At 68.5% G+C, this 22,667-nt stretch carries 17 protein-coding genes and 1 pseudogene; 14 read left to right on the top strand and 4 right to left on the bottom strand.

Annotation, left to right across the window (positions count from 1 at the left end):
• The first annotated feature begins 140 nt into the window (after window positions 1–140).
• From leuC to AC1Z3O_RS16605, 7 genes and pseudogenes are all read left to right on the top strand, one after another.
• Window positions 141–1,563 (top strand): annotated as a pseudogene (gene leuC, locus AC1Z3O_RS16635) (3-isopropylmalate dehydratase large subunit).
• Window positions 1,556–2,260, top strand: coding sequence for a 3-isopropylmalate dehydratase small subunit (gene leuD, locus AC1Z3O_RS16630; RefSeq protein WP_483516801.1), 705 nt, complete (start codon window positions 1,556–1,558; stop codon window positions 2,258–2,260). Before leuC ends, leuD begins: the two are co-directional and overlap by 8 nt.
• Entirely contained in the window at window positions 2,253–3,173 is a 921-nt protein-coding gene (locus AC1Z3O_RS16625; RefSeq protein ID WP_483516800.1) for an alpha/beta fold hydrolase, read from the top strand. The genes leuD and AC1Z3O_RS16625 overlap by 8 nt, the downstream gene beginning before the upstream one ends.
• 93 nt (window positions 3,174–3,266) lie before the next feature.
• Window positions 3,267–3,878 (top strand): TetR family transcriptional regulator, encoded by a 612-nt coding sequence (locus AC1Z3O_RS16620; protein ID WP_483516799.1) that lies wholly within the window; start codon window positions 3,267–3,269, stop codon window positions 3,876–3,878.
• Window positions 3,879–4,194: 316 nt separating this feature from the next.
• Window positions 4,195–5,160: a Bug family tripartite tricarboxylate transporter substrate binding protein gene (locus AC1Z3O_RS16615; RefSeq protein WP_483516798.1), complete on the top strand. Its 966-nt coding sequence runs from the start codon at window positions 4,195–4,197 to the stop codon at window positions 5,158–5,160.
• 14 nt (window positions 5,161–5,174) lie between these two features.
• Window positions 5,175–6,365 carry a M24 family metallopeptidase gene (locus AC1Z3O_RS16610; RefSeq protein ID WP_483516797.1) on the top strand — a complete coding sequence of 397 codons (1,191 nt, stop codon included), beginning with the start codon at window positions 5,175–5,177 and terminating at the stop codon, window positions 6,363–6,365.
• A 464-nt stretch (window positions 6,366–6,829) separates the two neighbouring features.
• On the top strand, window positions 6,830–7,423 hold the full coding sequence (locus tag AC1Z3O_RS16605) for an acyloxyacyl hydrolase (protein ID WP_483516796.1): 594 nt from the start codon (window positions 6,830–6,832) through the stop codon (window positions 7,421–7,423).
• A 36-nt stretch (window positions 7,424–7,459) separates the two neighbouring features.
• On the opposite strand, the gene AC1Z3O_RS16600 is transcribed toward AC1Z3O_RS16605, so the two are convergent.
• Window positions 7,460–8,914 carry an aminotransferase-like domain-containing protein gene (locus AC1Z3O_RS16600; RefSeq protein ID WP_483516795.1) on the bottom strand — a complete coding sequence of 485 codons (1,455 nt, stop codon included), beginning with the start codon at window positions 8,912–8,914 and terminating at the stop codon, window positions 7,460–7,462.
• 363 nt (window positions 8,915–9,277) lie between these two features.
• On the opposite strand from AC1Z3O_RS16600, the gene aptA reads away from it, so the two are divergent.
• From aptA to bcaP, 3 genes are all read left to right on the top strand, one after another.
• The gene (gene aptA, locus AC1Z3O_RS16595; RefSeq protein ID WP_483516794.1) at window positions 9,278–10,609 is read left to right on the top strand and encodes an omega-aminotransferase AptA; all 1,332 of its coding nucleotides are present in this window, start codon (window positions 9,278–9,280) and stop codon (window positions 10,607–10,609) included.
• Window positions 10,610–10,640: 31 nt separating this feature from the next.
• Window positions 10,641–12,158, top strand: a complete 1,518-nt coding sequence (locus AC1Z3O_RS16590; RefSeq protein ID WP_483516793.1) for a CoA-acylating methylmalonate-semialdehyde dehydrogenase — start codon at window positions 10,641–10,643, stop codon at window positions 12,156–12,158.
• 566 nt (window positions 12,159–12,724) lie between these two features.
• Window positions 12,725–14,128: a branched-chain amino acid transporter BcaP gene (gene bcaP / locus AC1Z3O_RS16585; protein ID WP_483516792.1), complete on the top strand. Its 1,404-nt coding sequence runs from the start codon at window positions 12,725–12,727 to the stop codon at window positions 14,126–14,128.
• 63 nt (window positions 14,129–14,191) lie between these two features.
• Here the strand turns inward: bcaP and AC1Z3O_RS16580 are convergent, their stop codons facing one another.
• On the bottom strand, window positions 14,192–15,595 hold the full coding sequence (locus AC1Z3O_RS16580) for an aminotransferase-like domain-containing protein (protein ID WP_483517636.1): 1,404 nt from the start codon (window positions 15,593–15,595) through the stop codon (window positions 14,192–14,194).
• Between the two features lie 159 nt (window positions 15,596–15,754).
• On the opposite strand from AC1Z3O_RS16580, the gene AC1Z3O_RS16575 reads away from it, so the two are divergent.
• From AC1Z3O_RS16575 to AC1Z3O_RS16560, 4 genes are all read left to right on the top strand, one after another.
• On the top strand, window positions 15,755–16,093 hold the full coding sequence (locus AC1Z3O_RS16575; protein ID WP_483516791.1) for a DUF2917 domain-containing protein: 339 nt from the start codon (window positions 15,755–15,757) through the stop codon (window positions 16,091–16,093).
• Window positions 16,094–16,320: 227 nt separating this feature from the next.
• Window positions 16,321–19,629: a fused isobutyryl-CoA mutase/GTPase IcmF gene (gene icmF, locus AC1Z3O_RS16570; protein WP_483516790.1), complete on the top strand. Its 3,309-nt coding sequence runs from the start codon at window positions 16,321–16,323 to the stop codon at window positions 19,627–19,629.
• 101 nt (window positions 19,630–19,730) lie between these two features.
• Window positions 19,731–20,171 carry an HIT family protein gene (locus tag AC1Z3O_RS16565; RefSeq protein ID WP_483517635.1) on the top strand — a complete coding sequence of 147 codons (441 nt, stop codon included), beginning with the start codon at window positions 19,731–19,733 and terminating at the stop codon, window positions 20,169–20,171.
• Between the two features lie 136 nt (window positions 20,172–20,307).
• A complete protein-coding gene (locus AC1Z3O_RS16560; protein ID WP_483516789.1) occupies window positions 20,308–21,162 on the top strand; it encodes a 3-hydroxybutyryl-CoA dehydrogenase in 855 nt (284 codons plus the stop codon).
• A 129-nt stretch (window positions 21,163–21,291) separates the two neighbouring features.
• Here the strand turns inward: AC1Z3O_RS16560 and eco are convergent, their stop codons facing one another.
• Both eco and AC1Z3O_RS16550 read right to left on the bottom strand, forming a co-directional pair.
• Window positions 21,292–21,828 (bottom strand): serine protease inhibitor ecotin, encoded by a 537-nt coding sequence (gene eco / locus AC1Z3O_RS16555; protein WP_483516788.1) that lies wholly within the window; start codon window positions 21,826–21,828, stop codon window positions 21,292–21,294.
• Between the two features lie 94 nt (window positions 21,829–21,922).
• Window positions 21,923–22,591: a Crp/Fnr family transcriptional regulator gene (locus AC1Z3O_RS16550; protein ID WP_483516787.1), complete on the bottom strand. Its 669-nt coding sequence runs from the start codon at window positions 22,589–22,591 to the stop codon at window positions 21,923–21,925.
• Between the last annotated feature and the right edge of the window lie 76 nt (window positions 22,592–22,667).

Below are 22,667 nucleotides of genomic sequence, written 5' to 3'. Positions count from 1 at the left end.
TGGGAATGAATGAAAGTCTCTTGGCGAAATTATATCCATCGATTCCATGGATAAACTGCCCTGCATGGCAATGAGGCCGTGCTGGTTCCGGACACGCCGCCCGCCATTCAATTCCCTTTCCTTCGCCCAGGCAGCCCCCTATGTCAGGTCGCACCCTATATCGCAAGCTGGTGGATTCGCACACGGTGCTCGCGCTCGACGCGGACAACGTCCTGCTCTACGCAGATCTGCACATCATGAACGAGTACACCAGCCCGCAGGCCTTCGCCGGGCTGGCCGAGCGCGGCAGGGCCGTGGCGGCGCCGGGCCAGCAGGTCGCGGTGGTCGACCACATCATTCCCACCCACGCCGAATCGCCGCGGAACATCGCCGACCCGGCCTCGGCGCTGCAGGCACACAACCTGAAGCGCAACTGCGCGCGGCACGGCATTCCGCTGTTCGACACCGACGACCCGCTGCAAGGCATCGAACACGTGATCGTGCCCGAGCACGGGATGATCCGGCCGGGCATGGTGGTGCTCTGCGGTGACAGCCATACCACCACCTATGGTGCCTTCGGCGCGCTCGGCTTCGGCATCGGCACCTCGGAAGTGGAGCATGTGCTGGCCACCCAGACGCTGGTGTACCGCGTGGCGCGCGACATGCGCATCCGCGTGGACGGCGCGCTGCCGGCCGGCACCACTGCCAAAGACCTGATCCTGCACGTGATCGGCCGCATCGGTGCGCAAGGTGCGCGCGGCTACGTGGTGGAGTTCTGTGGCGAGGCCATCGGCGCCTTGTCGATGGAGGCGCGCATGACCTTGTGCAATATGGCGGTCGAGGCCGGCGCGCGCGGCGCGCTGATCGCGCCGGACGCACTCGCCATCGACTACGTGCTGGCGCGCGCGGCCGACATCGACGACGCGGTGCTGCCCGCGGCGCGCGCCGCCGCTTGGCAGGCGCTGGCTTCGGACGGGGACGCACGCTTCGACCTGGAGTGCGTCTTCGACGCTGCCGCCGTGGTGCCCTGCGTGACGTGGGGCACCAGCCCCGACCAGGTGATCGCGATCGATGCGCGCGTGCCGCGGCCTGACGAATTCGCCGATGCCAGCGCAAGGGCCTCGGCCGAGCGCGCGCTGGCCTACATCGGGCTGCAGGGCGGCGCCGCGCTGGAGGGCTTGCCGGTGCAACGCGTATTCATCGGCTCCTGTACCAACGGCCGCATCGAAGACCTGCGCGCCGTGGCCGGCATCGCGCGCGGGCGCAAGGTCGCGCCCGGCGTGCGCGCGATGGTGGTGCCCGGTCTCGGGTGCCGTGCGCGAGCAGGCCGAAGCGGAGGGCATCGCGGCCGTGCTGGTCGAGGCCGGCTTCGAATGGCGCAAGCCGGGGTGTTCGATGTGCCTGGCGATGAACGACGATGTGCTCGCGCCCGGCGAGCGCTGCGCGTCGACCACCAACCGCAATTTCGAGGGACGGCAGGGCCGCGCCGGGCGCACGCACCTGATGAGTCCCGCCATGGCCGCCGCCGCGGCCGTCACCGGCTGCATCACCGATGTGCGCCGACTGGAGTCCACCCATGCCTGACACCGCCATGCGCGAACCGTCCGGGATCGCGCCCATCGAGGGCGTGGCCGCGCCGCTGCCGCTGCCCAACCTCGACACCGACCAGATCATGCCCAAGCAGTTCCTGCGCATCATCGATAAGGCCGGCCTCGACCGCGGCCTGTTTCACGATATGCGCTTCGACGAGCACGGCCGGCCGCGCGCGGAATTCGTGCTGAACCAGCCGCGCTACCAGGACGCCGCGGTGCTGGTGGCGGGACCGAACTTCGGCTGCGGCTCCAGCCGCGAGCACGCGGTCTGGGGTTTGCAGCAGTACGGCATCCGCGCCGTGATCGCCCCCAGCTTCGGCGAGATCTTCTATTCCAACGCGCTCAACAACCGGCTGCTGCTGGTCATGCTGCCGCAGGAAGCGGTGGCGCGGCTGCTGCAGGCGCTGGCCGTCGCCGAGGCACCGCGGGTGGCCATCGACCTGGCGGACATGACGGTGCGCGCGGGCGGATTCTCGGCAGGCTTCCAGCTCAGCGCGCGCCACCGCGAGATGTTCCGCCGCGGGCTGGACGTGATCGGGCTGACGCTGACCCATGCCGATGCCATCGCCGCCTTCGCGCGGCGCCACCATGCGGACAGTCCGTGGTTGTACGATGTTGCCGGCAAGACCATGGCGCGGCTGCACGGGCAGGGCGCCTGTGCGCAGGAAGGAGGGGCGTCAAATGTTTGAGGGATTCGAGTCACGCCGCGTCCAGGTCGGCGGTGCGGATGGCAATGGAGGCAATGGGGGCGAGGGCGGCATCGGCATCCACGCGCTGGTCGGCGGACAGGGCCCGGCCCTGTTGCTGCTGCACGGCCATCCGCAGACCCATGTGATCTGGCACAAGGTGGCCGGCGAGCTGGCCCGCCACTTCACGGTGGTCGCCACCGACCTGCGCGGCTACGGCGACAGCGACAAGCCGGCCGGCTTGCCGGACCACGCCAACTACAGCAAGCGCGTGATGGCGCAGGACCAGGTCGAGGCGATGCGCGCCCTCGGCTTCGACCGCTTCCACGTGCTCGCGCACGACCGCGGCGCGCGCGTCGCGCACCGGATGGCATTGGACCACCCCGGTGCGGTGGCGCGGCTGGTCACCCTCGACATCGCGCCCACGCTGGCCATGTACGAACAGACCAGCGAGGCCTTCGCGCGCGCGTACTGGCACTGGTTCTTCCTGATCCGGCCGGCGCCATTTCCCGAAACCCTGATCGAAGCCGATCCCGCGCTCTACCTGCGCCAGACCATGGGTGCGCGCAGCGCCGGGCTGGCACCGTTCACCGAGGCCGCCCTGGCGGAATACCTGCGCTGCCTGAAGCTGCCGGGCGCGGCGCACGGCTTGTGCGAGGACTACCGGGCCAGCGCCGGCATCGACCTGGAGCACGACCGCGCCGACCTGGCCGCCGGCCGCCTGGTCGAATGCGAGATGCTGGCACTCTGGGGCGAGCAGGGCGCCGTGGGGCAGTGCTTCGCGCCGCTCGAAGCGTGGCGCAAGGTGGCGCGGCACGTGCACGGCCGTGCGCTGCCCTGCGGGCACTATATCGCCGAAGAGGCCCCGCAGCGCCTGCTGGACGAGGTGCTGCCCTTCCTGATGCAGGCGGACTGAGCGCGCCGGGCGGCGGGGCCGGTGGGCGCGGGGCCGGCGCTGCCTTACACTTGCGGTCTCCCCTACACGACTCCCTTAGCCGACGCCCCGCCCATGCCGTCCAGGAAGACCATCGCCGCCGACTCTCCCGCCGAAGGACGCGCTGCCAGCGAGCAGGCTGTGCAGTTGCTGGATGCCGCCATGGCCCACGTGCTCGCGCACGGCATGGGCGACCTGTCGCTGCGCGCGATCGCCGAGGCGCTCGGCACCAGCCACCGCATGCTGATCTATTACTTCGGCTCGGCGGACGGCTTCTGGGAAGCCCTGCTGCGCCGCATCCGCCATGCCGAACTGCATGTGCGCCCGGCGCTGGCGGCCGATGCGGCCGATCCGGCGCGTGTGCTCGAACTGGCTTGGGAACGCTATTCCGCGGACAGTTACCTGCCCATCATCCTGCTGCTGTTCGAGATCTACGGCCGCGCCATCCGTGACCGCGCACGCTTCCAGGCCTTCCTCGACGATGTGGTGGGCAGCTGGATGGGCGTGATGGCCGACCGCCTGCACCGGCAGCTCGGGCTGCCTCCGGCCGAGGCCAGGCTGCGCGCGCGGGTGGAGCTGGCCACCGTGCGCGGCCTGCTGCTCGACCTGGTCACCACCGGCGACCGCGAGGGCACCACCGCAGCGCTGAAGTACTTCGCCGAGCGGCTGTCGGTGACGCCGCGCTGAGGCGGCGCGGCGGCGCCAGGGGCCTGCCGCTGGCGCCTTTGTCCATTCCGCGGCTTGCCGCCTCTCCCGCCTCTTCCGCCTCTCCCTCCTCACCCGCCCAGTAATCCGAGGGACTGACCGCCGCGGTCGTCCGCTTCCGACCCTCCGTCCCGTTCTTGCATCGCGCGCCACCCCGCGCCAGGTTCCCTTCCCCGGATCCCGATGCATGTCCGTCTTTCTCGATCCGTGTACCATCTGGTACAGTGTTTATGTACCAACTGGTACGTGGCGGCGTGGAGCAGATCGCGCCGGTGCATGACTGCCACAGGAGAGGAATATGAGGAGACGGCAATGGATGATGGGCGCGGTGCTGGCCGCCGCGCTGGCCGGGGCTGGCCAGGCCTGGGCCGAGACCTGGCCCGCGCGCCCGGTGCGGCTGGTGGTGCCGCAGGCGGGCGGGTCCGGCAATGATGTGCTGGCGCGCGCGCTGGCGGAACAGCTCGGCCAGCGCTGGGGCCAGGCGGTGGTGGTGGAAAACCGGCCGGGCGCCAACGGCGTGGTGGCGATCCACTACCTGATGGGACAGCCGGCCGATGGCTACACCCTGTTCTTCGCCGGGGTGTCCAATCTGGCGTTCAATCCGCTGATGTATCGCAAGCTGCCCTACGATCCGCAGCGTGACCTGGCCGGCGTGGCGATGCTGGCCAACTCGCCGTTCGTGCTGGTGGCATCGCCCAAGCTCGGGGTGCGCAGCTTCGCCGACTTCGTCAAGCTCGCACGCGCGCAGCCCGGCGCCATCAGCTACGCCTCGGGCGGCATCGGCAACTCCACCCACCTTGCAATGGCGCTGGTGGCCGAGCGCACCGGCCTGCGACTGCTGCACGTGCCGTTCAACGGCAGCGGCGGCTCGACCAGCCTGATGACAGGCGACACGCCGGTCATGATGAACGTGATTGCCGGCGTGCAGCCCTATATCGCCGGCGGCAAGCTGGTGCCGCTGGCCGTCACCGGCGAGCGCCGCATCGCTGCGCTGCCGGATGTCCCCACCTTCCGCGAACTGGGCTACGACATCGCCGTGCCCGGCTGGTATGCCATCGTCGCGCGCGCGGGCACGCCAGCCGCGCTGATCGACCGCATCAACGCGGACATCAATGCCGTGATCGGCAGCGCGAGCTTCCGCGAGAAGCTCGCCTTCCAATTCCTCGATCCCATCCAGGGACCGCCCGCCGAGGTTGCCAAATACATGCAGCGCGACGCCGCCGCATGGGCGCCGCTGATCCACAAACTCGACATTGCACTGTAGAAGAGGAGACCACCATGCCGAAGATCACCACCGCCGTGCGCGACTACCGCATGGCCATGATGCGCCAGTTGATGGACCGCTGCCGCCTCGATGCCCTTGTCTTCACCACCCCGGACTTCTTCCAGTTCGCCACCAATTTCCAGCTCGACGTCTGGCCCTGGGAACGGCCGGTCTTTGCCGTGGTGCCGCGCGACGGCGAGCCCTTCGCGGTCATGAACGAGCTGTCGACCAACCACATGCGCTTTGCCACCGAACGGGAGACGGTCTGGCTGCGCGACGTCAGCTACTACGCCGAGCATCCGCGCGTGGCCCAGCGGCTTGCGCTGGCGCCGCAGTTGCCCGAACTGCTCGCCGCGCGCCTGTCCGCGCGCGGCCTGGGCGCCAGCCGTATCGGGGTGGACGTGGCGCATCCCCTGCTGGGCGCCGCGCAGCGCTACCTGCCCGAACTGATGCTGCGCCCGGCGCTGGCCGAGATGCGGGCGATGCGCTGGGTCAAGCATGCGGAGGAACTGCAGGTGATGCGCGCGCTCGGCGCGCTGACCGACTGGGTGCAGGACCGCTATCGCGAGAATATCCGCCCCGGGCGCCTGACGCAGGAACTCGACCATGCCATGTCGGCGCTGATGGTGGAGGAGGCCGCGCGACGCTTCCCCGGCGAAGATTTCGATATCCTGAAATGCTGGACCCTGGCCGGCCCCGCCTCGGCATCGCCGCACGGCGACGGGGCGGCCTGCGGCGCGCGCATCGCTGCGGGCGACACCATCGTCAACCTGATACTGCCACGGCTGAACGGCTACTACGTCGAGAACGAGCGCACCTGGTTTTGCGGCCGTCCGGACGAACGCCAGGCGCGCCTGTACGAGGTGGCGGCCCAGGCCACCGACGCCGCCGTGCAGGCGGCGGTCACCGGGCGCCGTGTCTGCGACATGGACGCCGCCGCGCAGGCGGTCATCGAGCGCGCCGGCCTGGGCGAGTACATCTTCCACCGCACCGGCCACGCTGTTGGCCTGATGCTGCACGAATATCCGGAAGACATGGCCTTCAACACGCGCGAACTGCTGGCGGGCGAGGTGTACTCGGCTGAGCCGGGGCTCTATGTGTATGGACTCGGCGGCTTCCGCCTGGACGACACGGTGGTGGTGGGCGCCGAACCGGAAGTGATCGTCAAGACGCCGAAGACCCTGGCCTACGCCACGGTCGTCTGAGCCTGGCCGGTCGCGCCAGCGATGGCGCGACCGGCGCATGCCGCAAAGACGCGAAAACGCGAAGAAGGAAAGGGGGGCGGGCCGCATCCGTGCGACTGGGTCGTGGCTGACGCCTGGCTGCCACACTGCAATGTCGTCAAGCGACGCTTAGGACCACCACCTTGCTCTGAGTGACCTATGCTGTGCAGACATGCATCACAGCGGGGAGAAAGTTCATACGGATGTGGTAAGGAGCGATACATACATTCACGAATGGATGTATAATTCTCAAGGATTTTGTTTCTATTGCACTATTTGTTGTTGATTCAGAGATGACGTATCGCTTTATTGCTGGCTGTTTGGGTGTCTGGCTTGCCGTCTGCGCGACTGCCAGCTGGATAGTCGAACGTCTCTGGACCTGATCGTCCCTCCCTTGCGCCACGACGGGCAGGCAAGTCGCCACGATCCTGAACCGGGTTTCGATCATGATAAAAGCAGAAGATGGTCGTGCACATCATGTTCAACCGCCAAGCTCCCCGCGCCCGCTGCGCCCGCTGCTTGCCGCCGCCCTGCTGGCAGCGGGCCTGAGTGGTACCGCGCGCGCCGCTCCGACCGTCCAGGCAGCGTTCGGCCGCGATCCCAGCCACAACATCAACAAGTATGAAATCGCCCTGAACTGGGACTCCGGCTTTAACTGGGGCAACCCGGAAAACTGGCTGCTGCGCCTGCAGTGGGAGGCGGAGCTTGCCGAGTGGATCCCCAACAGCGGAACCAACCGCCATAACGTGACGGAACTCGGCTTCACGCCGATCGTGCGGCTGGAAAAGCACGGCGCCGGCATCGTGCCCTTCCTGGAACTCGGACTGGGCGCGCGGGTGATGAGCAGCACCCAAACCTCGGACGAGCACCGCTCGGGCACGGCCTTCCAGTTTTCCGAGATCGTCGGCGTGGGCGCCATGTTCGGCGCCAGGGGACAGTACGAGGCCGGCTTCCGTTTCCAGCACATCTCCAATGCCGGGATCAAGGAACCTAACCCCGGCACCAACTTCTACACGGGCTACGTCCGCTACCGTTTCTAGGTCTGTTTCCAGGTCTAGGCGCGGCGCGGGCCGCTGTCAGGCCGCGCGTGCGCGCGGCCCGGCGGCGCGCATCTCGTCGAAGAACTGCCATAGCGCAGGCGCATCGCTGGTGGCCACGTTGAAGCGTATCCACGGCGAATCGGTCTCGTCCGGCTCGAAGTAGGAGCCCGGCGCGAGCCACACGCCATGTTCCAGCGCCAGCCTGGCGAGCAGGTTGCCCGACGGCGGCGGCCCGCCGCGCGCCGCTTCCTGCGGCCGCATCCGCGCCCAGGCGAACATCCCGCCCTCCGGGCGCAGCAGCACCTCCAGGCCGTGGGCCTCCATCGTTTCCGTCACGCGGTCCTGCTGGGCGCGCAGCCGCTCGGCCAGCGCCGCCACATGCCGGCCGTAGTGGCCGCTGGTCAGCACCGAGTAGACGAGGCGTTCGGTCACTTCCGACGAGGTCAGGCCCACCGCCATCTTGGTGCGCGCCAGTGCCTTGGCCAGGTCCGGGCTGGCCGCCAGGTAGCCGACCCGCAGCGAGGGGGCGATGGTCTTGGAAAAACCATTGATGTAGATGACGTGCGAGAGACCGTCCATGGCCGCCAGCATCGGCGAGCCGGCCGGCGCCAGCTCGCGGTAGATGTCGTCCTCCACGACCAGCAGCCGGTGCCGCTCGGCCAGTTGCAGCACGCGGTGCGCGTTCATGCTGGTCAGCGAGGCGCCGGTCGGGTTCTGCAGCACCGTGTTGACGAACAGGGCGCGCGGTGCGTGCGCGCGGATGGCATCGTCCAGCGCGTCGGTGTCGAGGCCGGCTTCCGTGCGCGGCACGCCGATCACGCGCAGGCCCGCCAGGCGCAGGATCTGCAGCAGATTGCAGTAGCAGGGCGCCTCGACCAGCACCGTGTCCCCCGCGCGCAGCAGCGTGCGCACCACCAGGTCCAACGCCTGCGTCGCACCCTGGGTCAGCACCACCTGCTGGGCCTGCACCGGCATGCCGTACTGGCCCAGCCCGGCCGCCACGTGCTCGCGCAGCGGGCCGAAGCCATAGGGATGGCCGTAGCCCGAGACCTGGGCCGCCGGCACGCGCGCGGCGGCGCGCATGGCCTGGTGCAGCCCTTCCTCGTTGAGCCAGTCGCCCGGCAGCCAGCCGGCACCGGCCTTGATCGGCACGGAGTGGTCGGCGAACACGTCGGACAGCAGCCAGCCCGCGTTCAGTTCCGGCGTCTGCCAGCGCGGCGCCGGCGCCTGTCCGGCCGGGGTGTGGCGGTGCGCGACGGTATAGCCGGAGCCGCCGCGCGCGCTCAGGTAGCCCAGTGCGGTCAAGCGGCCGTAGGCCTCGGCCACGGTGAAGGTGCTGACCCCGTGCTGCGTGGCAAAGCGCCGCACCGAAGGCAGTGCGGCACCGGCGCGCAGGGCGCGGCGCTCGATCAGTGCGGCGACGCCGTTGACGATCTGCTCGGTCAGGGTTTCGCCGCCACGGCGGCTGCGGCTCAGTTGCAGGTTCAGCATGGGGCATTTGTGACGGCTTGGACCTGTACAGTCTACGCTGAGCTGGCAGGGCGCGTGAAGAGCCAGCGACATGCCGGGAATCCGGCCTGCGAATGATGCAGTGCAGCGCAAAAAGCCACTGCGGGCGCGGCAGGTGGCAAGAAATTCCTGCTCCCCAACACCTGCCGGCAGGGGCGGAAGCTTGCGCCATGGCGCCGCTGTGGCGGTTTCGGCCTGTACGGTGACGGGCGCCTAAACTGTACGGTAAGGCGGGGATTTATCAACCGTATATTCTGCCGGCCTGCCCACATCGTTACATTGGCCGAATCCGACAATTCTCAATGCAACGCGCGCCCGCGCACCCAACCGCCCCGAGGAGGACGTATGGACGCTGCCAAGACCGTGATTCCCGATCTCGACGCCCTGTGGATGCCCTTTACCGCCAACCGGCAGTACAAGGCCGCACCGCGCCTGCTGGTCTCCGCCAGCGGCATGTACTACACCACCCATGACGGCCGCAAGGTGCTGGACGGCAGCGCTGGCCTGTGGTGCGTGGCCGCCGGCCACGGCCGTACCGAGATCACCGAGGCGGTGGCGCGCCAGCTGCAGACGCTGGACTATGCACCCCCCTTCCAGATGGGCCATCCGCTGGCCTTCGAGGCGGCCACCAAGGTGGCCAAGATCATGCCCGCGGGCCTGGACCGCATCTTCTTCACCAACTCGGGTTCGGAATCGGTCGACACGGCGCTGAAGATCGCACTGGCCTACCACCGCGCGCGCGGCGAGGGCCAGCGCACCCGCATCATCGGCCGCGAGCGCGGCTATCACGGCGTGGGCTTCGGCGGCATGGCGGTGGGCGGCATCGGCGGCAACCGCAAGATGTTCTCGGCCAACCTGATGCCGGGCACCGACCACCTGCCGGCCACGCTGAACATCGCCGAGGCCGGCTTCTCCAAGGGCCAGCCGCAATGGGGCGCGCACCTGGCCGACGACCTCGAGCGCATCCTGGCGCTGCATGACCCGTCCAACGTCGCGGCCGTCATCGTCGAGCCGCTGGCCGGTTCGGCCGGCGTGCTGGTGCCGCCCGTGGGCTACCTGGAGCGCCTGCGCGAGATCACCAGCAAGCACGGCATCCTGCTGATCTTCGACGAGGTGATCACCGCCTTCGGCCGCCTGGGCGCGGCCACCGCGGCCGAGCGCTTCAACGTGACGCCCGACCTGATCACGATGGCCAAGGCCATCAACAACGCGGCGGTGCCGATGGGCGCGGTGGCGGTCAAGCGCGAGGTGCACGACGCCGTGGTCAACGCGGCGGCGGCAGGCGCCATCGAGCTGCCGCACGGCTACACCTACTCGGGCCATCCGCTCGCCTGCGCGGCCGCCGTCGCCGCACTCGACATCTACGAGCGCGAGAACCTGTTCGGCCGCGCGGCCGAGCTGGCGCCCGCCTTCGAAGCGGCGGCGCACAGCGTGCGCGGCGCGCCGCACGTGAAGGACATCCGCAACCTGGGCCTGGTCGCAGGCATCGAGCTGGAGCCGCGCGCCGGCCAGCCGGGCGCGCGCGGCTACGAGGCTTTCCTCAAGTGCCTGGAGCGCGGGGTGCTGGTGCGCTATACCGGCGACATCCTGGCCTTCTCGCCGCCGCTGATCATCAGCGAGGCGCAGATCGGCGAGATGTTCGACACGGTGCGCAAGGTGCTGCACGAGGTGCAGTGAGGGCGCGCGCAGAACCATCAGGAAGACGCAAGTGAACATCGCAGAAAACCGGCAGATCGCCGAAGTCCAGCATTACATCGGTGGCGCCGTGAAGCGCTCGGCCTCGACGCGCTTCGCGGACGTGTTCAATCCCGCCACCGGCGAGGCCGCTCGCCGCGTGGTGCTTGGCACGCGCGCGGACGTGGCCGAGGCCGTGGCGGCTGCCCAGGCCGCCTTCCCCGCCTGGGCGGAAACCGCGCCGCTCAAGCGCGCGCGCATCCTGTTCAAGTTCAAGGAACTGCTCGACCAGCACCACGACGACCTGGCCGCGCTGATCACCAGCGAGCACGGCAAGGTCTTCTCCGATGCCAAGGGCGAAGTCACGCGCGGCATCGAGGTGGTGGAGTTCGCCTGCGGCATCCCGAACCTGCTCAAGACCGACTTCACCGACAACATCGGCGGTGGCATCGACAACTGGAACCTGCGCCAGCCGCTGGGCGTGGTGGCGGGCATCACGCCCTTCAACTTCCCGGTGATGGTGCCGATGTGGATGTTCCCGGTGGCGCTGGCCTGCGGCAACACCTTCGTGCTCAAGCCCTCCGAGCGCGATCCCTCGCCCTCGCTGCTGATCGCCGACCTGCTCAAGCAGGCCGGCCTGCCCGACGGCGTCTTCAATGTGGTGCAGGGCGACAAGGAAGCGGTGGACGCCCTGCTCGCGCATCCCGACGTGCAGGCGCTGTCCTTCGTCGGCTCCACGCCGATCGCCGAGTACATCTACACGGAAGGCACCCGGCACGGCAAGCGCGTGCAGGCCCTGGGCGGCGCCAAGAACCACTTGGTGGTGATGCCCGATGCCGACCTGGAGCAGGCGGTCGATGCGCTGGTCGGCGCCGCCTACGGCTCGGCCGGCGAGCGCTGCATGGCCATCTCGGTGGCGGTGGCGGTCGGCGACGTGGCCGACAAGCTGGTGCCGAAGCTGGCCGAGCGCGCGCAGGCGCTCAAGATCCGCAACGGCATGGAGACCGATGCGGAAATGGGCCCGCTGGTCACTGCCGCGCACAAGGCCAAGGTCGAGGGCTATATCGCCAAGGGCGTGGAAGAGGGCGCCCGGCTGGTCACCGACGGCCGCGGCCACAAGGTGCCCGGCCACGAGAACGGCTTCTACGTCGGCGGCACGCTGTTCGACCATGTCACGCCGGACATGACGATCTACAAGGAAGAGATCTTCGGGCCGGTGCTGTCGGTGGTACGCGTGCACGACTTCGCCGAAGCCGTGGCGCTGATCAATGCGCACGAGTTCGGCAACGGCGTGTCCTGCTACACCAGCGATGGTGGCATCGCGCGCGCCTTCGCGCGTCAGATCCAGATCGGCATGGTCGGCATCAACGTGCCGATCCCGGTGCCGATGGCCTGGCACTCCTTCGGCGGCTGGAAGCGCTCGCTGTTCGGCGACCACCACGCCTACGGCGAGGAAGGCGTGCGCTTCTATACCCGCTACAAGAGCGTGATGCAGCGCTGGCCGGACAGCATCGGCAAGGGCGCTGAATTCACCATGCCGGTGGCGAAGTAAGCCGACCTGCACCGACCTCACTGACAGCACTGGCCGCGCCGCCGGCGGTGCCGTCAGTGTCGTTGGCGCGGCGCATCTGTGCCGCTACCTCCCGCCTTCTCCCTCCCTTCCTTTTCCCCCACCTTCCCCGGCCTCGGCCGCTCTGTCGCGCCCTGACTCCCAGGGGACCGCACGCCTCTCGATGCCCGCGCTGCGGCTTGCATCTCCAAGCGCACAGCCCGGCTCGCGAACCCTTGTGATGCCCATGTGACGCCGGCGCCCAGCCAGCAGGAGTAAACTAGCGCGTTTTTCGCCGTCGACCCGGCCTCCGGGAAGGCGGTGCCGCCGCATTTCGCGGCGTGGCCGCCGTGATCCGGCGGGCGCACCGCGCGGCACAAGCCGTCCGCGCCGCTTTGGCGGCGCGGGCGATTCACTAGATACCGGGGCCGGCGCGCTACCAGCGTGCCGGCGGGCGGTGCAGTCTACCCGGCTGCTCGCAGACCCGGATGCCATTGCGTCCGCACGAGGTGTCGCCCTGCCGGGCCATGTCTGGTGTGATCGCGGCGGCGTATGCAGGAGACCTTTTCATGAGTTTGTTTCGTACCAAGGATATCGACGCCATGCTGGCCGAAAGCCGCGTGGGTGGACTGAAAAAGGTGCTGGGTCCGGTGGACCTGGTACTGATGGGCATCGGCGCCATCGTCGGCACCGGCATCTTCGTGCTGACCGGCACCGGGGCGCTGACCGCCGGGCCGGGGTTGATGGTGTCCTTCATCATTGCGGCCATGGCCTGCGGCTTCGCCGCGCTGTGCTACGCGGAATTCGCCTCGGCCATCCCCGTGTCTGGCTCGATCTACACCTACAGCTATGCCACGCTGGGCGAGATCATCGCCTGGATGATCGGCTGGGACCTGCTGCTCGAGTATGGCCTGGCCACCTCGGCGGTGTCGGTGGGCTGGTCAGGATACTTCCAGTCGCTGGCGGCCGGCTTCGGCCTGCACCTGCCGGTGGCGCTGACCGCCGCGCCGGGCGCGGTGCCAGGCGCGCACACGCTGTTCAACCTGCCGGCCTTCCTGATCATGGTGGCCATCACCTGGGTGGTGTCCTACGGCGTGCGCGAGTCGGCGCGCATCAACAACCTGATGGTGGCGATCAAGATCGGCGTGGTGCTGCTCTTCATCGGCGTCGGGGTCTGGCATGTGAAGCCGGCCAACTGGCACCCGTTTGCGCCCTTCGGCATGAATGGCATCTTCAACGCGGCGGCACTGGTGTTCTTCGCCTTCATCGGCTTCGACGCGGTGACCTCGGCCGCGGAGGAGGTGCGCAATCCGCGCCGCGACCTGCCCATCGGCATCGTCGGCTCGCTCGCGGTCTGCACCGTGCTGTATGTGATCGTCGCGGCGATCATGACCGGCATCGTGCCCTTCGCCCAGTTCGCCGGCATCGACCACCCGGTGTCGCTGGCGCTGCAGGTCGCCGGCCAGGACTGGGTGGCGGGCTTCGTTGACCTGGGTGCCATCGTCGGCATGACCACGGTGATCCTGGTGATGACCTACGGCCAGACCCGCATCATCTTCGCCATGTCGCGCGATGGTCTGCTGCCGGCCAAGCTGTCGACCGTGCATCCGGTGCACGCCACGCCGTTCTTCGCCACCTGGACCGTCGGCATCGTGTTCGCGCTGATCGCCGCCTTCGTGCCGCTGTCGGTGCTGGCCGAGCTGATCAATATCGGCACGCTGTCGGCGTTCTCGCTGATCTCGATCGCCGTGCTGGTGCTGCGCCGTACCCGGCCCGACCTGCCGCGCGCCTTCCGCTGCCCCGGCGTGCCGGTGGTGCCGCTGCTGTCGGTGGGCTTCTGCCTGTTCCTGATGGCGCACCTCGAGCCGCTGACCTGGGTGGCCTTCCTGGTGTGGCTGGCGCTGGGCCTGGCCATCTATTTCCTCTACGCACGCCGCAACGCCGTGCTGCACAGCGCCAGCCCCGTGCGCTAGCCTCGCAAGGGGGCGCCACCGCAAGGGGGCGCCTCCTGCCCGCAGCGCTCCTCGCGGCGGCGCCTAGCCGCGCGCCCCAGCTTCCCGCAGGAAGGCCAGCGCGCGCGGTTCCTCCACATAGGCCACATTGATGCGCACCCAGGCGGTGGTTTCGCCGCCGGGGCGGAAGAAATTGCCCGGCGCCAGTGCAACGCCGTAGCGCTCGCCCAACTGGGTCAGCTCGCGTGAGTCGGCGATGCCCGGCGGCCGGGCCCACAGGAAGTTGCCGCCCGCCGGCTCGCAGAACACCTCCCAGCCACATTCGCGCAGGCGCCGCACCGCGCCCGCTGAGGTCTGGCGCACGCGCAGCCGCAGCCGTTCCACATACTTGCGATACGCGCCGCGTTCCAGCAGCGCCGCCGTCACCGCCTCGGCAAACTGCGAGCCCGCCACGCTGGTGAGCACCTTCACGTCCACCAGGTCCTTGACGAGATGCTTGTCGGCGACCACATAGCCCACCCGCAGCGCGGCCGACACCGTCTTGGAAAAGCCGCCCACGTAGATGACGTGGTCGAGCTGGTCCAGTGTGGCCAGGCGGTCGGTGAAGTGGGTCTGGAAGTCGGAGAAGATATCGTCCTCGACGAAGCGGAAACCATGCCGGCGCGCCAGTTCCAGCAGCCGGAACGCCACCGGGGGTGCCAGCGTGGAGCCGGTCGGGTTCTGCAGCACGCTGTTGGTGAAGAACAGCTTGGGCTTGTGCTCGCGCAGCAGGGCTTCGGCGGCCTCCGGGTCGGGGCCGTCGGGGGTGTGGGGCACGCCCACCAGGCGCACGCCGTGCAGTCGCAGCAGGCCGAACAGATTGTAGTAGCCGGGGTCTTCGACGAAGACGGTGTCGCCCGGCTTGAGCAGGTGGCGCACGATCAGGTCCAGCGCCTGGCTGGCGCCCGAGGTGATCAGCACCTGGGAGAGCTCGGCGCCGATGCCGAGCTGCCGCACCCGCATCAGCACCTGCTGGCGCAGTTCGGCGTGGCCGAGCGGGGTGGCGTAGTGGATCACGCTGTCGATGTCGTTGCGCGACACCTGGCGGATGGCTTGCGTCAGTCCTTCCACGTCGCGCCAGCTCTCCGGCACGAAGCCGCCGGCCAGCTTGAGCGTGCCGCTCGGATGGTGGAACTGCTCGATGATGTGGTCGGAGAGGTCCTCGGCCAGGCTGGGGTCGGACCAGCCGCGTCCGGCCCGGCGCGTCAAGGGGCTGTCCGCCACATAGAAGCCCGAGCCCTGGCGCGAGTCGAGCAGGCCCTGCGACACCAGCCGGTCGTAGGCCTCGATCACCGGGAAGCGGCTGATGCCGTGCTCCGCCGCCATCTGGCGGATGGACGGCAGGCGCGCGCCGGGGCGGGCATCGTGCGAGCCCAGCCAGCCCTTGATGGCTGTGGTGATCTGCTCGGTCAGCGGGACGGCGCCTGCGGGGTCGAGGCTCAGTTTCAGCATGGCGGAAACACCGGGAATGCCCTGCGGCCCGGCCGAAAGGCGAAGTGTCAGGGAAAACTGCTGAACAGTCCATCGAAAACTGTCCGCAACTGTGCATGGGATTGTAGTTTGCGCCATGAATAATGGAAGCTCGGTGGCGCAGCAAGGAGGCAGATCATGCGCGAACTACGGACTTTCGAACTCGACGGATCGGGCGCGCCCATCAATTGGCGCGCCAGCCACGGCCAGCGCGTGACCGCGCTCGAAGGCCGTCTTTGGCTGACGCTGGAAGGCGGCAGTCCCGACATCTGGCTGCTGCCCGGGGCAGCCTTCGATCCGCCGGAAGGCGCCAGGGTCTGGCTGTCGGCCGAGCGCGGCGGCGCCCGCTTCCAGCTGGCGCAGGCGCCGGCACCGCTGTCCTGGCGCCGCCTGGTGTTCTCCGCCGTCCTGCTGTGGCGGCGGCTGCGCCGGCACCGCACCGCGGCCTTCGGCGAGTGCCCGCAGGTGGGGCGTTGATTCCCCTGTGCCGGCGGCGGGGCGTGCCGCCGGCTTTCCTCCCTTTCCCCTTTTCCCCCTCCACCAAGGCGCACAGCGCGCCTCGGCGCCGGCTGTGGCGCTCAGGCAAGCGGCATATAATCGACCGGGCAGTCCCGCCACGACGAGCGCTGAGCCGCCACAGAGCGGCGCATCCGCGATGGATGGCCCGCCGTGCGCGTGCCGGCACACCGCACAGGGGTGGAGACATGACCGATCTTTCCGACGCACGCCAGGCAACGCGCGGCGCACAGGCGCCAGGCGCGCCCTGCGCACCCGCCAACAAGATCCGCTTCGTCACCGCGGCATCGCTGTTCGACGGGCACGATGCTTCGATCAACATCATGCGGCGCATCCTGCAGTCGCACGGCTGCGAGGTCATCCACCTTGGCCATAACCGCTCGGTCGACGAAGTTGTCACCGCCGCGCTGCAGGAAGACGTGCAGGGCATCGCGGTCTCCAGCTACCAGGGCGGGCACGTCGAGTACTTCAAGTACATGATGGACCTGCTGCGCCAGCAAGGCGGCGAGCACATCCAGGTGTTCGGCGGCGGCGGCGGCGTGATCGTGCCGGACGAGATCCGCGAGCTGCAGGCCTACGGCGTGGCCCGCATCTACAGCCCCGAGGACGGCCAGCGCCTGGGCCTGGACGGCATGATCGCCGACATGGTGCAGCGCTGCGACATCGACTTGACGCGCTACGCGCCCACCACGCTGGACGGCGTGCGCGGCGGCGACCGGCGCGCGCTCGCGCAACTGATCACAGCACTCGAGAACGGCGCCGCCGAGGCGGGCCTGGTGCAGGCGCTGCACGCGCAGGCCGGCACCGTCGCCACGCCCGTGCTCGGCATCACCGGCACCGGTGGCGCCGGCAAATCCTCGCTGACCGACGAGCTGGTCCGCCGCTTCAGGCTGGACCAGCGCGACTCTCTGGCGATCGCGGTGATCTCGTTCGACCCCTCGCGCCGCAAGTCGGGCGGCGCGCTGCTGGGCGACCGCATCCGCATGAACGCCATCCACCACCCGCGCATCTTCATGCGCTCGCTGGCCACGCGCGCCTCCGGCGGCGAGATCTCGCAGGCATTGCCCGATGTGCTGGCGGCCTGCAAGGTGGCGGGCTTCGACCTGATCGTGGTGGAGACCTCGGGCATCGGGCAGGGCGACGCCGCCATCGTGCCGCACGCCGACCTGTCGCTTTACGTGATGACGCCCGAGTTCGGCGCGGCCAGCCAGCTCGAGAAGATCGACATGCTGGACTTCGCCGACTTCGTCGCCATCAACAAGTTCGACCGCAAGGGCGCGCAGGATGCCTGGCGCGACGTCGCCAAGCAGGTGCAGCGCAACCGCGGCCAGTGGCATGCCAAGGCCGAGGAGATGCCGGTCTACGGCACGCAGGCCTCGCGCTTCAATGACGATGGCGTGACCATGCTCTACCAGGGGCTGCGCGAGGCGCTGGCGGCGCGCGGCGTGCGGCTGGCGCCCGGCGCGCTGCCCGCGGTGGCGGGCCACGTCTCGACCGGGCGCAACGTCATCGTGCCGCCGGCGCGCAGCCGCTACCTGGCCGAGCTGGCCGACACGGTGCGCGGCTACCACCTGCGCGTGGCGGAGCAGAGCCGGCTGGCGCGCGAACGGCAGCAACTGCGCGAGGCGCGCCGCATGCTGGGCGAGTCTGGCCAGGCGGAAGATGACGACGGCGCCGGTGCGCGGCTTGACGGGCTTGAGGCGCTGGAGGCCGAGCGCGAGGCCGCGCTGGGCAGCGCCGAGCGCGCGCTGCTGGCGCAGTGGCCGGAGATGCGCCACGCCTACGCCGGCGACGAGTACGTGGTGAAGATCCGCGGCCGCGAGATCCGCACCGCACTGGTCAGCACCACACTGTCGGGCACCAAGGTGCACAAGGTGGTGCTGCCGCGCTTCGAGGACGAAGGCGAGGTGCTGCGCTGGCTGATGCGCGAGAACGTGCCGGGTAGCTTTCCCTATACCGCGGGCGTGTTCGCCTTCAAGCGCGAGAACGAGGACCCGACGCGCATGTTCGCCGGCGAGGGCGATGCCTTCCGCACCAACCGCCGCTTCAAGCTGGTGTCCGAGGGGATGGAGGCCAAGCGCCTGTCCACCGCCTTCGATTCGGTCACGCTGTACGGCGAGGACCCGGACCTGCGGCCGGACATCTACGGCAAGGTCGGCAATTCCGGCGTGTCCATCGCCACGCTGGACGACATGAAGGCGCTGTACGACGGCTTCGACCTGAGCAGCCCGTCCACCTCGGTGTCGATGACCATCAACGGGCCGGCGCCGACCATCCTGGCGATGTTCATGAACACGGCGATCGACCAGCAGCTCGACAGGTTCCATGCCGACAACGGCCGTGCGCCCACCGCCGAGGAAGAGGCCAAGGTGCGCGCCTGGGTGCTGCAGAACGTGCGCGGCACCGTGCAGGCCGACATCCTGAAGGAAGACCAGGGCCAGAACACCTGCATCTTCTCCACCGAGTTCTCGCTCAAGGTGATGGGCGACATCCAGGAGTACTTCGTCCACCACGAGGTACGCAATTTCTACTCGGTCTCGATCTCCGGCTACCACATCGCCGAGGCCGGCGCGAACCCGATCTCGCAGCTGGCCTTCACGCTGGCCAATGGCTTCACCTATGTGGAGGCCTACCTCGCGCGCGGCATGCACGTCGACGACTTCGCGCCCAACCTGTCCTTCTTCTTCTCCAACGGCATGGACCCCGAGTACAGCGTGCTGGGCCGGGTGGCGCGGCGCATCTGGGCGGTGACGCTGCGCGATAAGTATGGCGCCAACGAACGCAGCCAGAAGCTCAAGTACCACATCCAGACCTCGGGCCGTTCGCTGCACGCGCAGGAGATCGACTTCAACGACATCCGCACCACGTTGCAGGCGCTGATCGCCATCTACGACAACTGCAATTCGCTGCACACCAATGCCTATGACGAGGCCATCACCACGCCCACGCCGGAGTCGGTGCGGCGCGCGCTGGCCATCCAGCTCATCATCAACCGCGAGTGGGGCATGGCCAGGTGCGAGAACCCCAACCAGGGCAGCTTCCTCGTCGAGGAACTGACCGACCTGGTCGAGGAAGCGGTGCTGCAGGAGTTCGAGCGCATCGCCGAGCGCGGCGGCGTGCTCGGCGCGATGGAAACCGGCTACCAGCGCGGCAAGATCCAGGAGGAATCGCTCTACTACGAACAGAAGAAGCACGACGGCTCCCTGCCCATCATCGGCGTCAACACCTTCCGCAATCCCGCGGGCGACCCGATTCCGCAAAAGCTCGAGCTGGCCCGCTCCAGCGAGGCCGAGAAGCAGAGCCAGCTGTCCCGCCTGGCGGCCTTCCACGCCGCGCACACAGATGAGGCGCCGGCCATGCTGGAGCGGCTGCGCCAGGCCGTGGTGGCCGACCAGAACGTGTTCGCCGTGCTGATGGACGCGGTGCGGGTGTGCTCGCTCGGGCAGATCACGCACGCGCTGTTCGAGGTCGGTGGACAGTATCGCCGCAATATGTAGCACGCGCCGCCTCGGCGTTGCTGCGCTGCGTTAAACTCAGGGTTTGCGCGCGGGGCCACCGCGCCTTGCCCGGCTGCGGGCGCACCGACGAACCCAACGCAATCAGGAGTGCCGTGTACGATCCGAACAACGTCTTCGCCAAAATCCTGCGCGGAGAACTGCCCTGCATCAAGGTGTACGAGGACGAAGAGACGCTGGCCTTCATGGACATCATGCCGCAGGCCGACGGCCATCTGCTGGTGCTGCCCAAGGAGCCCGCCGCCGAGATCTTCGACCTGTCGGAGCAGGCAGCGCAGGCCGCCATTCGCACCACGCAGCGCCTGGCGCGCGCCGTGCGCGACGCCTTCCAGCCTGATGGGCTGTTCATCGGGCAGTTCAACGGCGCCGCCGCCGGGCAGACCGTGCCGCACGTGCACTTCCATGTCATCCCGCGCACCGAGGGCCAGCCGCTGCGCCGCCACGCCGGCGAGAAGCAGGATCCCGCGGTGCTCAAGGCGCATGCCGAGCGCGTGATGGCCGCGCTGGCGGAGCAGCGTTCGTAGTCATTTCCGTGCCTGGGCCCGTAGCCGGCGCCAGCATCGGGCCGGCCATGGCAACCGCCCGCCCTCGATGGCGAACGGCAGGCCGCAGCAATTCATAGCAAGCAAAACATAGCAACCAAAAGAGAAGGAAGACGAGATGAGCATCAGGACAGTAGGCATCGTGGGTGCGGGCACCATGGGCAACGGCATCGCCCAGGCGTGTGCCGTGGTGGGCCTGAACGTGGTGATGGTCGACATCAATGACGCCGCAGTGCAGAAGGGCGTGGCCACCGTGGCCGGCAGCCTCGACCGGCTGATCAAGAAGGACAAGATCAGCGAGGCGGACAAGGCCGCCGCGCTGGCACGCATCAAGGGCTCCACCGCCTATGAGGACCTGAAGGCCACGGACATCGTGATCGAGGCGGCCACCGAGAACTACGATCTCAAGCTCAAGATCCTCAAGCAGATCGACGCGATGGTCGGCCCCGAGGTGATCATCGCCTCGAACACCTCCTCGATCTCGATCACCAAGCTGGCCGCCGCCACCAGCCGCGCCGATCGCTTCATCGGCATGCACTTCTTCAACCCGGTGCCGGTGATGGCGCTGGTCGAGCTGATCCGCGGCCTGCAGACCAGCGACGACACCCATGCCAAGGTGGAAGCCCTGGCCAAGGCACTGGGCAAGTATCCGATCACCGTGAAGAACAGCCCGGGCTTCGTCGTCAACCGCATCCTGTGCCCGATGATCAATGAGGCCTTCTGCGTGCTGGGCGAAGGCCTGGCCTCGCCCGAGGAGATCGACGAAGGCATGAAGCTGGGCTGCAACCACCCGATCGGGCCGCTGGCGCTGGCCGACATGATTGGCCTGGACACCATGCTGGCCGTGATGGAAGTGCTGTACACCGAGTTCGCCGATCCGAAGTACCGTCCCGCCATGCTGATGCGCGAGATGGTGGCGGCGGGCTACCTGGGCCGCAAGACCGGCCGCGGCGTGTACGTCTACAGCAAGTAAGCCGCCTGCCTGCGGCGCGGCTGCGGCCCCGCTGCACAATGAAAACGGCCGCGGGAGCGATCCCGCGGCCGTTTTCATTGCTGCGATCCATGGGGCGCGGTGTGCGGCACCGCAGCCCGCCTACTGCGTCTACTGCGCGGTGGCCCAGGCCACCTCGTTCGAAGCACGCCACAGCCGGTAGCGCACCTCGAAGCCGTCCGGCACATAGACGACGATCGGCAGGCGGCTGTTGTAGCGCAGCAGGAAGCCTTCGCCGCGCACCTGCACGAAGGCGTCCTGCTTGGCCTGCCCAGGAGGGCAGCCCATCAGGGTGGTCGCCGGTCCCTTCACGTCGGCGAGCTGGTAGTAGGAGTAGCCCCAGCCCTGCACCGTTTGCTCCGTGAGGTTGCCCATGAACCATTGCTGGTTGCAGTCCACCTGGAGCGTCTTGCCCACCATCAGTTCGACGCGGAAGTCGCTCTCCACCGCCTCGGTGGGGACCGCAATCACATAGCGCTTCTGTCCCGCCTTCGCGGCCGGGAACATCTTGATGCTGTCGGCGGACACCCGCGGCGTGGCGGGAGCTGGAGTGGGAGCGGGATCGGCTGCCGACGCGATGCCGGCCATGCCGACGAGGGCCGCGCATGCCGCCCAGGCAGCGATCCGGGAAATTGGGTGCAAGGTCATTGGTTGACTCCGTTCTTGATCTGCTGTTTCGATGCGCGTGGCGCCGGAGGGTTCCGCGGACGTGGTTGCGCGGACGTAGCATCGTGTCACCGTGTCACTCGCCGTACTGCCGCAGTCCCTCCAGGTCCATCACCTCCACCACGCCGTAGTCCACCCGCACCAGCCCCTGCTGCTCCAGCACCTTCAACGCCTGGTTGGCGCGCTGGCGCGAGATGCCTGCCAGCAGGCCGATCTCTTCCTGCGAAATCTCCAGCGTGGTGCCCAGGCCCGGATAGAGGTGCTCGTTGAACAGCGAGGAAACCGCGCGCGCCACGCGTGAATCGATGTCGAGCAGGCGCTCGTATTCCACCGCAGCAATGAACTGGCCCAGGCGTTCGTTGAATTGCATCAGCAGGAAGCGCGAGAAGGGCAGGCTGGTGTCGAGCAGCCAGTGGAAGGTCTCCTGCGGCATGAAGGCGATGCGCGAGGCGCGCAGCGCCATCACGTCGTACTTGCGGATCTCCGACTTGAGCACCGCGCCTTCGCCGAACCAGCCGCCGGTAGGCACGCCGGTGAAGGTGACCGACTTGCCCGAGGGCGACACCGTGGTGATCTTGACGATGCCATCGAGCACGCCCATCCAATGCTCGGCGATGTCGCCCTTGTGGCAGACGTAGTCGCCCTGGCTGAACTCGCGCACGCAGACGGCGCGCCGCACGCGCTCGAGCTGGGCCTCGCTGAGGCCGGCTGCCCACACGCAGCGGTCGACAAAATCGTTGAGCATGGCTGGATTGGACTCCGCTAGGGATTAACCCGGAATTGTCACCGGCGTGACAACCGCGGGGGTAGGCATCGACTAT

This window comes from Cupriavidus sp. 09_S30, from assembly GCF_056930435.1.
Note: the sequence above shows the minus strand (reverse complement) of the source record. Positions and strands in the feature narration are given on the sequence as shown.